This is a genomic window from Bacteroides neonati, assembly GCF_000499785.1.
Classification (GTDB): domain Bacteria; phylum Bacteroidota; class Bacteroidia; order Bacteroidales; family Bacteroidaceae; genus Bacteroides; species Bacteroides neonati.
Genome location: NZ_HG726021.1, coordinates 351,241 through 364,375, shown reverse-complemented (window position 1 = coordinate 364,375; position 13,135 = coordinate 351,241). Strand labels below are relative to the sequence as shown.

The window sequence follows — 13,135 nt, the reverse complement described above, 5'->3', positions numbered from 1 at the left end:
ATGAAAGATAATATAAAGAAAGTACTTCTATTGGGCTCGGGTGCTCTCAAGATTGGTGAAGCAGGTGAGTTTGACTATTCAGGTTCTCAAGCCCTCAAAGCCCTCAAAGAAGAAGGTATTGAAACCATTTTGATCAATCCCAACATTGCTACGGTTCAAACATCCGAAGGAGTGGCCGATCAGATTTATTTCCTTCCCGTTACTCCTTACTTTGTTGAGAAGGTGATTCAGAAGGAGAAGCCCGACGGCATCATGCTTGCTTTTGGCGGACAAACGGCACTGAACTGTGGAGTCGCCTTGTATCGTGAAGGAACGCTTGAAAAATACAATGTACGTGTATTGGGTACACCTGTACAAGCCATTATCGACACCGAAGACCGCGAGCTGTTTGTGAACAAGCTCAACGAGATTGATGTGAAGACCATTCAGAGCGAGGCTGTAGAGAACCTGAAGGATGCTCGTCGTGCTGCTGCAGAACTGGGTTATCCGGTTATTGTGCGTGCAGCTTATGCTCTCGGTGGACTTGGATCCGGTTTCTGTGACAACGAAGCCGAACTCAATATATTGGTCGAAAAGGCTTTTGCCTTCTCTCCTCAGGTACTTGTCGAGAAATCATTGCGTGGATGGAAAGAAGTGGAATACGAGGTGGTACGCGACCGTTTCGACAACTGCATCACCGTGTGTAACATGGAGAACTTCGACCCATTGGGTATCCATACAGGCGAAAGTATTGTGATCGCCCCTTCGCAAACATTGACCAATGCCGAATATCATAAATTGCGCGAACTTGCCATTCGTATCATCCGCCACATCGGTATCGTAGGCGAATGTAACGTACAATATGCATTCGATCCCGAAAGTGAAGACTATCGGGTGATTGAGGTTAACGCTCGTTTGAGCCGTTCGTCTGCTTTGGCTTCGAAAGCTACCGGTTATCCGCTGGCCTTTGTTGCTGCCAAACTCGGATTGGGTTACGGACTGTTCGACCTTAAGAATTCGGTAACGAAAACCACTACGGCCTTCTTTGAACCGGCACTCGACTATGTGGTGTGTAAAATACCCCGTTGGGACTTAGGCAAGTTTCACGGTGTAGATAAGGAACTGGGTTCATCGATGAAGTCGGTAGGCGAGGTAATGGCCATTGGGCGCACGTTCGAAGAAGCTATTCAGAAAGGTCTGCGTATGATCGGACAAGGTATGCACGGTTTCGTTGCCAACAAAGAACTCGTTATTGAAGATGTAGATAAGGCACTGCGCGAGCCTACCGATAAACGTATTTTCGTGATATCGAAAGCCTTCCGTGCCGGATATACCATTGATCAGATACACGACCTGACCAAGATTGACAAATGGTTCCTGCAAAAGCTGATGAACATTGTCGATACAGCCGAAGAGCTGGAGCAGCTCGCTAAGAGTAGTGCTGCTTCGGACGAATCATCGGCCATTGCTACCGAACAGCTAAGTAGCGAACTGCTTGGCAAAGCGAAACGACAAGGTTTCTCTGACTTCCAGATAGCACGCGCTCTGGGTTTCGACAACGATATGGAAGCAGCTCTTTTGCAGGTACGTGCTTATCGTAAGAAACTCGGTATTGTGCCTGTTGTGAAGCAGATTGATACGCTGGCAGGAGAGTTTCCCGCACAGACCAACTACCTATACCTTACCTACAGCGGTGTGACCAATGATGTTACCTATCTGGGCGATCATCGTTCCATCGTGGTACTCGGCTCGGGTGCTTACCGTATCGGTTCGTCGGTAGAGTTTGACTGGTGTGGTGTGCAGGCATTGGAGACTATCCGCAAGGAGGGCTTCCGCTCGGTGATGATCAACTACAACCCCGAAACAGTATCGACCGACTATGATATGTGCGATCGTTTGTACTTTGACGAACTTACCTTTGAGCGTGTGATGGATATCCTCGAACTGGAGAATCCGCACGGTGTCATTGTATCGACCGGTGGACAGATACCTAACAACTTGGCTTTACGCCTCGATCATCAACAAGTGCCTATCTTGGGTACGACTGCCAAGAGTATTGACAATGCCGAAGACCGCGAGAAGTTCTCGGCTATGCTCGATCGTATCGGAGTCGATCAGCCTCGCTGGCGTGAGTTGACTTCATTGTCGGATATCAATGAGTTTGTCGAAGAGGTAGGATTTCCTGTACTGGTTCGTCCCTCATACGTATTGAGTGGTGCCGCTATGAATGTATGTTCCAACCAGGAAGAGTTGGAACGCTTCTTGCAACTTGCTGCCAATGTTTCTAAGAAACACCCGGTGGTGGTGAGCCAGTTTATCGAACACGCCAAAGAAGTAGAAATGGACGCAGTAGCCTGCAACGGTGAGATTGTAGCCTATGCCATCTCCGAACATATTGAGTTTGCAGGTGTACATTCGGGTGATGCCACTATTCAGTTCCCTCCGCAGAAACTCTATGTCGAAACGGTTCGTCGTATCAAACGTATCAGTCGCGAGATTGCCAAGGAACTTAATATCTCCGGTCCGTTTAACATACAGTACCTGGCTCGCGAGAACGATATCAAAGTGATTGAGTGTAATCTACGTGCCTCTCGCTCGTTCCCCTTTGTGAGCAAAGTGCTTAAGATCAACTTTATCGAGTTGGCCACCAAGGTGATGCTTGGTCTACCTGTCGAGAAACCATCGAAGAACCTATTCGATCTGGACTATGTCGGTATCAAGGCTTCGCAATTCTCTTTTAGTCGTTTGCAAAAGGCCGACCCTGTGCTGGGTGTAGATATGGCATCTACCGGCGAGGTAGGTTGTATTGGCGACGATACCTCGTGTGCAGTACTTAAATCAATGCTTTCGGTTGGTTACCGTATTCCTAAAAAGAACATTCTACTCTCTACGGGTACGCCTAAGCAAAAGGTCGATATGATGGCTGCTGCCCGCATGTTGGTAGACAAAGGCTATAGCCTGTTTGCTACCGGAGGTACATACAAAGCGTTGGTTGAGAATGGTATCGAATGTACATTGGTGTACTGGCCTAGCGAAAGCGGCAAGCCACAGGCACTCGATATGTTGCACGAGAAGCAAATAGACATGGTGGTAAACATCCCGAAGAATCTTTCGGCAGGTGAGTTGACCAATGGATATAAAATCCGTCGGGCAGCCATCGACCTGAATATTCCGTTGATTACCAATGCTCGTTTGGCTAGTGCTTTCATTCACGCTTTCTGCACGATGAGCATCGACGATATCTCTATCAAGAGCTGGGAAGAGTATAAGTAAATACCCCCCTTGCTTATTTATTAAAATAGGTCGTTACTACATACGAAGTAACGACCTATTTTAATTATACCCCCAGACGGTTATGATTAATAGCTTTTTCTATTTGGCACTTTCATCTGTTTTCTCCATCACTTCTCGAATGTATCTTGTTGGCGAAACGTGATAATACTCTCTGAATTTCTTTCCGAAATATTTAGCATCACAATAACCCAATAGCATGGCTATTTCTGTGATATTATATTCCTGAGCAATCAATAGTCCTTTCGCTTTATTCATTTTGTAAGAGAACATATAGTACATAGGCGGCTTTCCGGTGATCTCTTTCATCTTGTTATAAAATCGTGTGCGGCTCATTCCCATGTCTGCACTCAATAGTTCCACTGTATACCCTTCAGTTGCCAGGTTTTTTTCCAATAGTTTTTCTACTCTATCCATGAACATGATTGTGGGATCGCTTTGCACTGTTTTGCCAAATAGATCTGCTGACGTGTTCTTTACCATTCGCTTTTTGATTCGTTCGAGTTGAGCCGTGTGATTGTTTATGAGCATCCAAATATCTGATTTGAGTTTACTGATATTGATCGCTCTCAATGTTAATTTATCCGCCTCATAGCCCGTATGCGCATCATGAGTTTCACTCTCATTGCTGCTCAATAATAAAATGATCGGTATATATGACATCCCGAGACCCAACTCTATCTTGGAACAAAGCTTATCCCCATGTAGCTTATTGATCGATTCGTCAATAATGATTGCGTCCGGAGTACCGATTTCCGGAGAAAGAGAAAGTTGCTCAACCTTGCTGAGAGTGTTCATCCGAAAAAGAGTCGATAGGGTATTATAAAGGTAATCGTTCAGTGCCTTATCGCCCATTATCAATAGAATATGGGGAGACTTATCCGCTTCAGGAGTTGTTTTTATAGGCTCGCTTCCGTTTCCTTGACTTGGATAAGTTGTTTTATCTCTTTTCTGCACAGCTCCATTTGTTCCACGTTGTTTAGGACTATTTTGATGGCAGTTTATCGGAACGATAATCAGGATTGTAAGTGTTCGCCTGCGTTTGTCTATAACGATCTTTCCACCGTGTAAATGAATGATTTGTTTTATTGTTCGCAGACTTCCGCATAAAGAGATAAAAATGGATGAGAGAATCTCTACTTTTTGCTTGTTGTTTTCTCTTTTGTATTGGGGATGATTGGTTATTTGCAAGTGCCAATATTTATCAAAATGAGACACGGTGATGTGTATTTGTCCCTCTTGCGGTGTCGTTTCTATTATTTTATTGAGAAGACACAGCAAAGCCGCGCTCATGGCAGTTTCATTAATATGGCAACTGATGTATCCGAAGTTCTTGCTGATGTTCAGCTTTATCTGTCGGTCATCGGCGTATTGCCTACATTGGTTCATAATCGATAGGATATAGGTGCAAAGTTCAAACTCAATCGTTAGGGTGGCCGGATAGGTTTTTTTCTTTATGTGATCGAATGCCATCACATGATTGTAATAGTCAATGACACGATGTTTGTTTTCGGTGGGTTGCTTTTTGCTTGTGTACAACTCGTCCGAAAATAGCCTCGAAACTCCCTCTTCTAATAATACTTGTTTTTCTTTTACTGAAAGTTGTGCTTTCTGGACGACATTGAGCAAGGGTTCCATCTTGTCTCGTAAACCGTGTCCTTTATTGTATATAATCCATTGCATCATGAAGCTAAATAGAACCAGAATAATAACCTCAATAGGATATAACCACGATATCGTAGATTGTGTGAATAAGGATAGGAGGATGGAGGCTACTTGCAGATCTGATACGATTGTATCAATTTCTAATGAACTGTAAATTTGCAAACAGAAAAATGACTGATGAAATAGTGTGTTCAGTGCGAAGAGTTGCGAAAACATTAATAATAGTTTCATGTAATCAATAGGTTAATGGTTAGACTGTTTATTTTCATAAAGATAGCTATGCATTCCCATGTTTTTATTACAATAAAATCTGGCTTTTATGATAGCTTATCAATGCAAGTATAACACTTTTCGCACATTTACACTGGGTATAAACTTTCAAAAAATAGGGGTAATATTTATCAATAAATGTTTTCGATCTGATTCGCAATCTCTTACGAGTACCTTCTCGGGTATCTAAATAGAATGGCTAGTAGTGCCAACGCCCCCATCGTAAATGGATAATAAAGATTGCCTATGATGCTGATGGGAGAGATGTTTGCCAATCCGGCGGCCATGAGCAATTGTGCACCATAGGGAATAATGCCTTGTATGAAGCAGGAAAATGTATCCAGAATACTGGCTGTTTTTCTGCGGTCGAGTTGATATTTGTTGGCAATGTCTCTGGCAATTGGCCCTGTTGTAATAATGGCAATCGTATTGTTGGCTGTGCAGAGATTGGCGATGCTTACCAACGCAGCAATGCTCAATTCGGCTCCGCGCTTACCGCTGACATGTTGTGTCAGTTTATGAATGATAAACTCGATACCTCCGTTATAACGGATTATTTCGAGCATACCACCTGCCAGCAAAGTAATGATAATAAGGTCGCCCATTCCGGCAATACCATTGCCTACGGCACCAAACCATTCGAATATGCCGAAGCTACCGGTTGCCAGCCCTATAATAGCTGTACTGGCAATACCCGTAAGAAGAACCAGCATCACGTTCATTCCCGCAATGGCCGTTCCCAATACGATCAGGTAAGGAATTACCTTGACCCATTCAATCTCTTGCATGTGTGTAGGAGCCGTAACCGAGAACCCTTGTACAATATAAACGCCCAATACGATAATGGCAGCAGGAACCACAATTTGCGAGTTGACACGGAACTTATCCCGCATTAAACAACCTTGCGTTTTGGTAGAGGCAATCGTTGTGTCCGAAATAAACGACAGGTTATCACCAAAGAACGAACCACCCACTACGATAGCTACCATGAAAGGGAGCTCAATACCTGTTTTTTCTGCCAGCCCAACAGCTACCGGGGTTAGTGCAACAATGGTACCTACGCTCGTACCGATTGAGAGGGATATAAAACAAGCTGCAATAAAGATACCTGCCAGTAGTAGATTATCGGGCAGTATGTGAAGTGTTAAATTAACAGTTGCATCAATGGCTCCCATTTCTTTGGCACTGTGGGCAAAAGCACCTGCCAAAATAAATATCCAGACCATGAGCATAATATTTTTATTAGAAGCACCCAGCGAGAATTGATAGATGCGCTGGTCGAGCTTAACTCCCCGCGTAATGGCTATGGCATAACACGAGGATAGTAAGAAAGCAACGGCAATAGGCACTTTATAGAAATCGTTGACAATGATCGATGTCAACAGATAGAGACATAGAAAAACAAATAGCGGACTCAGCGCCAACCAGCCTGAAAGCTTTACCGGGCTCATTTCTTTATTCATTGAGGATATTGTTATTTATTTAGACTTGCAAAGATAACAATACTGGTGGTATTTTTGTGCGAAGGAAGCGGTTGGCGATAAAAAACAGTAAAAAAACGAGGATGCTTCGATTGATAAAGCATCCTCGTCGACTTTTAAATGTAATTAAGTCTTAATGGTAGATTGTCGTTTTTAATATCCTGTGTTTTGTTCCAGCTTAGGATTTTTATCCCGATCGCCTTGTGGGATAGGCAGGTAGCGGAAGTGTGGTTTAAACACTCGGTCTTCTACTTTTTTATCTTCAGCCGAAGCATTTACATTGATTGTGGCGCGTAGAGTAGGATCTACGTTTTTATCCATATTTACAGTACCCATTACACGTTCCAAAGTACCGGTCATTACTTTTTCTGCCAATAGTTTTCCATCAGTCGTTTTCCAGCGAACCAGATCGGCACGGCGTAAACCTTCACCTGCAAATTCAACACCACGCTCACGACGAATTAACTCACGCAACGTCTCTTTCGTTCCATATTTGGTTTGATCTACATTGGGCATATTCACCCGATTGCGCACAAGATTAATTTTCTGATAAACAGCTGCCGATGGACCTGTCAATTCATTCTCTGCTTCGGCATATGTCAGCAACACTTCTGCATAACGGAACATTATGGGACAAGCATTGGAAGCCCAAATATCCGTATATTGATTCATCGGCTCCAAGTATTTGGCCCATGTCAACCCTGTTTTTGAAGAGTTATCGGCAGCGGTCATGTAGTTAGGATTCGTGCTTCCGTTAATTGTCTTATCCAGCGTATTGAATATAGCTATCGAGCCATCGTCTTTGGTATAATTGCATCCCGGATAAAGAACGCTAAAAGCTAAGCGAGGGTCACGGTTTGCATACGGATGAGTAGCGTCATAGCCCGATCCGGCTTCTTCCTTAGTTAAGCCATTCTTCATTTCATAGGCATCGATAAGTTTCTGTGTAGGAACGATCGAAGACCAACCACCATCTCCATTATTATACAATTGTCCGATGGTTCCAAGCGGTTTAACATTGGGGATATACTGAACAGCCGCAATGACTTCTTTAGAGTCTTGTCCGTTGACATTAAATAAGTTGGTGTAATTGGGCTCCAAATCATATTGTCCCAGATTGATTATCTTTTGTGCTCTGTCTTTGGCAGTCGCCCAATCGCCATAATACAATGCTTCGCGCATTCTGATGGCCAAGGCTGTTCCTTGAGCAATGCGTCCGCGAGCTGAAGGAGCTTTATTCAAATCGGGAGTCGACTCATCCAATTCTTTTTCTACAAACGCTCTTACCTCTGCCTCCGTATTACGAGGAACTTTGGCTTCGTCGGCCGTGCTATAATTGCTGATGATAGGCACGCCACCGTAATACCAGTTCATGATGAAGTAACGGTATGCACGTATCACACGAACTTGTGCAATCAAATCCTTCTTTACAGCCGGATCATTGAACGGAATAGCCTCAATGTTGTCCATAAACGTATTGCAACGCCGTATCACACTAAAATCATAGAAACTTGTTCCATAATTGCTTGCGGTCAAGGTACCATTGCCAAGAGGAGTATAACCTTCCCACGGGAAATTATTATAGCTAAAGTCCGAGGCACAATCTAAATAAAGAAGCGTGCTACCATCCTCCCAACCGGGAACCTGATCATTGTCGCCTCCGTAACAGCCAACAACAAATTTCTGTGCATCTTCCTCCGTTTTCCAGGTAGTGCCAGGAGATAATGCATCATAAGGAGCTGTATTTAGAAAATCAGAGCAAGATGTAGCCAGCACGGCTACCACTCCCATTATTATATAAGATTTTAATCGTTTCATATATTTATATTTTAAATAGTAATTAGAATGTTATATTGATACCAAACGCATGCGTGCGAAGCAATGGATAAGAAGATAGACGTTGGCTGGTAGCTTCAGGGTCAATATTAATCTTCATGCTGTCAAATGTAAATACGTTCTCTCCCGAATAGTAAATGCGTAGATTGCTTACTCCCAACGTGCTCAATACCGATTTCGGAAGCGTATAACCCAATTGTAAGTTTTTCAAACGTACATAGCTGGTGTTTTGCAGCCAGAATGTAGATTGAACTTGACGAGAGCTACTGGGCGAGTTGGTATCGGTATAGATGCGAGGCATGCTGGCGTTGTGATTTGTTTCCGTCCAAGCATCTTTCCAAATGCTGGCAGGATGTCCCGCATCACCCGAAAACGCACCGTATACTTCATGAGCATCAAACAAGCGGGCTACTTTGGCTGCTCCATTGAACATCATGGATAAGTCAAACCCTTTCCATTCGGCGTTCAATGCCAACCCAAACGTATAGGCTGGTTCCGGACTATTGGCAATAATGCGGTCATTGGCATCTAACTTACCATTTTTATCGGTATCGACATATCTGATATCACCAGCCTTGAAGCCGCCACCACCAAACGGATTACCATATTTAGCCGTAAATTCATCAGCTTCGGCTTGCGAATTAAAGAACCCATCCGCCTGATATAGATAGTATGAGTTGATCGCTTTGCCTACCACATTGCGCTGGCTATAACCACCTGATACATCCATATAACCTGCAGGAGTATCCAGATCTAAAACTTCATTCTTATTATAAGCAAAGTTTCCTGTTACGCCAAAGTTTACCTGACCGATTTTATCTTTATAACTCAAGATGACTTCGACTCCGCTGTTTCTCATTGCACCCACATTGTCTTTGTACGCATCGAGAGCAAACTCACTGGGCACATCTACATTCATGATGATACCGGTTGTTTTGCGGTTATAGTAGTCGATAGAACCATCTATTTTATTTCCCAGTAAGGAGAAGTCTAAACCAATGCCCCATGTAGTTGCCTTTTCCCAAGAGATCGTAGACAGACGGTATGCCTTTTGGTAATATCCCGAATTCAATGCCCCACCAAACGGATATGTTGCATTCAAGTTATAGGTATTCAATGCCGGATAATAATCATCCAATGCATCCTGATTTCCTAACTGTCCCCATGAAGCACGAAGTTTCAGGTTGCTCAACCAGTTTCTTGAACCTTCCATAAAGGCCTCTTCGCTCAGACGCCATGCACCCGAGAAGGAAGGGAAATATCCCCAACGATTGCCTTCGGCAAAACGAGATGAAGCATCTGAACGGATGTTAGCTTCGAGCAGATATTTTCCTGCATAATCATAGTTTACACGTGCAAACCATGAAATCATAGCCAATTCGCGTGTATATCCTTCATTCTTCTGCGTCGAAGCATCTCCGGCATTCATATCGGTTAGTTCATTGTTAGGGAAGTTTTTGCGATATGCTTTTTGGTATCTATAGTTATACTTTTCGGTATGCCATCCGGCTAAACCTTTTACATTGTGTTGTCCGAAGCTCTTGTCATAATTCAACAACGCATCATAGTTGGTACGATCCCAGCGATAATAACGTTCGTCCAGTGAATTCGGATCCGATTTCTTATTGGGGTTGTACTGAATAAATTTTTGAAAGTTCTGATAGTTCTGTAAGTTGTTTACGTATGATCCGCTCAGTGTCAGCTTCAGCCCATCCATAATTTGATAATCCAAAGCGGCCATACCGGTGAAGTTGTAATTATCACGCGTTACATTCATCTTCGAATCTAGCCAGGCAATCGGACTACCGTCGGAGATAGTACCCCAAGTACCATCCTCATGTCGTGCAACAATCCAAGGAGCTGCCAGATTTAATTGACGAATGACTTGATCGGAGCCTGAACCACCATAGGCTGCACTTGGCTCGGCATATTTATTCTTAATAAATGCCAGGTTCATGCGTGCTGTTAAGCGGTTTGTTATTTTCGATTCTAGATTCATACGTGCATTAAACTGTTCGCGTTCGGCATTGGGCAACACACCGGTTTGGTTCAAGTAACCCAACGAGGCCATGTATCTGGTACTTTCTGTACCGCCATTGATGTTTACATTGTGGCGATGAAGAATTCCTGTCTTGTAGGCCAAACCATACCAATCGGTGTTTGGGTAAAGAGGATCTGTGCCGTCGCGGAACTTCTGAATCTCTGTATCATCGAATCGGGGAGCCTTTCCTTGCGCTTTCAATGCATCATTATACATCGTAGCATATTCGACAGAGCTTAACCTCTCAACCATATCAGTTACATTTTGAAAGCTTGCGTAGCCACTGTATGAAACTTGTGCCTTACCTGTTTTACCACGTTTGGTCGTAATCAGGATAACACCGTTTGATGCCTTTGATCCGTAGATAGCGGCCGAAGCTGCATCTTTCAAAACAGAGATGCTTTCGATGTCGTTTGGATCGACCGAGTTCAGAGTTCCTGCTTCGATGCCATCGATCAGGATGTAAGGGCTGGCGGTATTGAGTGTACCTGTACCACGTACTCGGATATTACCATTGTCCATACCCGGAGCACCATTGGTTCCTGTAATCGTTACACCGGGTACCAAACCTTGCAAACCGTTGGTTAAGTTTTGAATCGGTCTGTTTTGAAGCTCTTTGCTATCTACCGATGCCACCGATCCCGAAAGGTTAGCCTTTTTCTGAGTACCATAACCCACTACGACAACTTCATCGAGTGTCTTGGCATCTTCTTTCATCACTACATTATACGACGTTGTGCCGGCTTTGATTGTAATAATCTGAGGGATAAAGCCAATATAACTTACTTGTAGTTCATTGCCCGAAACGGTTAGTGTGAATTTTCCCTCAAGATCAGTGATCGTTCCGTTGGATGAGGCTCCTTTTTCAATGATAGAAGCGCCAATGATCGGTTCGCCCGTCACATCTGTTATCACACCACTTACTTGTTGTTTTTTCTGCTGTTGAGCAGAGCGTGCAGCCATTGATTTGTTAGATGCAGCCGAAACTACAATCTGATTATCTACAATATGATATGTGTATCCCGAATTTTTAAATACTTCATCAAGCACATTGTTGATTGGTGCATTTTTCACGTTGATAGATATCTTCTTTGTCAGCTTCACTTGGTTGTCACTGTAAAAAAGAGTATAATCACTTTGTTTCTCTATCTCCTGAAGAATGGTCTCCATAGGTGCATTGTTCTTCTGAAGAGATACTTTGATAACTTGCGCAAAAGCGCTAACAGGAATCATACATACCAGCGAGATAGCCAATACATAGGCTAGCTGCTTTTTGAGTTGTTGTGTCTTAAACATTCTAAAATTGCATTTTTTCATAAATACGATTAATTATTAGATTACAATTCAGTAAATTAATAGATGATTCGTTTCTAAAACGGTTGTCATCCGGTTAACAGGTTTTTTCTATTTCATTTTACCATCATTTAGTTTAACATGTTATTATATAAGGTTCATTTTTGTTGTTTATCTAAGTTCTTTTAGAACGTAATCCTCATTACTGGTCAATTTATAGCTTAATGGGGCACTATGCGACATGATGTTTAATATCAGTTCAAGTGGCTCTGTGCGTACTGTGAACGTGAATCTATAGTAATCTGCCACCTTCTGCGAACAGTTGATTTTTTGCCCATACCACTTCTCCAGCCTCGGTAGAATCATGGATAACTTTTCGTTCTTAAATGAGAGTCGTCCACCCACTCTCCAAGCCGAATAGGAGTTAGCATCTACTTTCTCTATTTTTACATGCTGGTTGTCGGCATAACTCAATTTCTCATTCGGGTTCAGTACATATTCTCCTGTTACCTTGGCATCTGTCACACTCTTTGTTTGAACTTTTACTTTGCCATTGAGCAGAATAGCCTCTACATTTTTATCGTTATCAAAACTAAATACTTCAAACGAAGTACCCAAAGCGGTTACATCAAGCCCTTTCGTCTTAACGATAAACGGATGTTCGGTATCTTTCTGCACATGAAAAAATGCTTGTCCGGAAAGTGTTACTTCCCTATTGGCTCCCGTAAATGATTCGGGATAGGTTAGTCTACTCCCTGCATTGAGCATCACAAATGTACCATCGGGCAACCGTACGGAGTCCATTGATTGCCTGCCCGAATTAACTACGTACATAAACTCTTTGTTATCGGGGCGAGTCAGTAAGATAGTCGACAAAGTTCCACACACTAATAATAATGCCAACGAAGCCACCCAGGAATAACGAGTAACCGCTTTTCTGAAGCGGCCAGGCTTCTCCTGTCTGATTTCGCTCAGCACTTTATGTAGAATCTTTGTCTCTTTTGCTTTGTCGGTATATTGGTCACTTGCTTGCTCCCATTCATTCCGTATAGCCTTATTGACGCGCTCCATAGCATTAAGCTCTGCACGTTCTTCGGGTGACAGATGTCCTGTCAATAACTTTTTTACTAATAATTTATATCTTTCCGTATGTTGTTCCATTGTTTTCGCTAATTGCGACAGTTCGGTTGATTGACCTGTCTATTTATAAATACACGTCACTATATCATACCCCCCAAAGGTGATACAAATAAATTTGAAAATAATACAATATAAAAAT

The 13,135-nt window shown here is 43.0% G+C and carries 6 protein-coding genes; 1 reads left to right on the top strand and 5 read right to left on the bottom strand.

Annotated elements, in window-relative coordinates:
* The gene (carB, locus tag TY03_RS10900) at positions 1 to 3,252 is read left to right on the top strand and encodes a carbamoyl-phosphate synthase (glutamine-hydrolyzing) large subunit (protein ID WP_042370002.1); all 3,252 of its coding nucleotides are present in this window, start codon (positions 1 to 3) and stop codon (positions 3,250 to 3,252) included.
* A 99-nt stretch (positions 3,253 to 3,351) separates the two neighbouring features.
* Here carB and TY03_RS10895 read toward each other — a convergent pair whose 3' ends face one another.
* The 5 genes from TY03_RS10895 to TY03_RS10875 all read right to left on the bottom strand — a co-directional run bounded on the left by TY03_RS10895 (position 3,352) and on the right by TY03_RS10875 (position 13,017).
* Entirely contained in the window at positions 3,352 to 5,166 is a 1,815-nt protein-coding gene (locus TY03_RS10895) for a helix-turn-helix domain-containing protein (RefSeq protein WP_042370000.1), read from the bottom strand.
* A 203-nt stretch (positions 5,167 to 5,369) separates the two neighbouring features.
* Complete coding sequence (locus TY03_RS10890) at positions 5,370 to 6,668, bottom strand: Na+/H+ antiporter NhaC family protein (protein WP_042369998.1); 1,299 nt, start codon at positions 6,666 to 6,668, stop codon at positions 5,370 to 5,372.
* Positions 6,669 to 6,839: 171 nt separating this feature from the next.
* The gene (locus tag TY03_RS10885) at positions 6,840 to 8,504 is read right to left on the bottom strand and encodes a RagB/SusD family nutrient uptake outer membrane protein (RefSeq protein WP_042369996.1); all 1,665 of its coding nucleotides are present in this window, start codon (positions 8,502 to 8,504) and stop codon (positions 6,840 to 6,842) included.
* A 22-nt stretch (positions 8,505 to 8,526) separates the two neighbouring features.
* Complete coding sequence (locus tag TY03_RS10880) at positions 8,527 to 11,859, bottom strand: TonB-dependent receptor (RefSeq protein WP_081713091.1); 3,333 nt, start codon at positions 11,857 to 11,859, stop codon at positions 8,527 to 8,529.
* 168 nt (positions 11,860 to 12,027) lie between these two features.
* Positions 12,028 to 13,017 carry a FecR family protein gene (locus TY03_RS10875; RefSeq protein ID WP_042369994.1) on the bottom strand — a complete coding sequence of 330 codons (990 nt, stop codon included), beginning with the start codon at positions 13,015 to 13,017 and terminating at the stop codon, positions 12,028 to 12,030.
* Positions 13,018 to 13,135: the final 118 nt, after the last annotated feature.

Excerpts from the sequence above, each read along its gene's own strand:
- carB (WP_042370002.1), top strand. The coding sequence starts at position 1 with ATGAAAGATAATATAAAGAAAGTACTTCTATTGGGCTCGGGTGCTCTC.
- TY03_RS10895 (WP_042370000.1), bottom strand. The coding sequence starts at position 5,166 with ATGAAACTATTATTAATGTTTTCGCAACTCTTCGCACTGAACACACTA.
- TY03_RS10890 (WP_042369998.1), bottom strand. The coding sequence starts at position 6,668 with ATGAATAAAGAAATGAGCCCGGTAAAGCTTTCAGGCTGGTTGGCGCTG.
- TY03_RS10885 (WP_042369996.1), bottom strand. The coding sequence starts at position 8,504 with ATGAAACGATTAAAATCTTATATAATAATGGGAGTGGTAGCCGTGCTG.
- TY03_RS10880 (WP_081713091.1), bottom strand. The coding sequence starts at position 11,859 with ATGTTTAAGACACAACAACTCAAAAAGCAGCTAGCCTATGTATTGGCT.
- TY03_RS10875 (WP_042369994.1), bottom strand. The coding sequence starts at position 13,017 with ATGGAACAACATACGGAAAGATATAAATTATTAGTAAAAAAGTTATTG.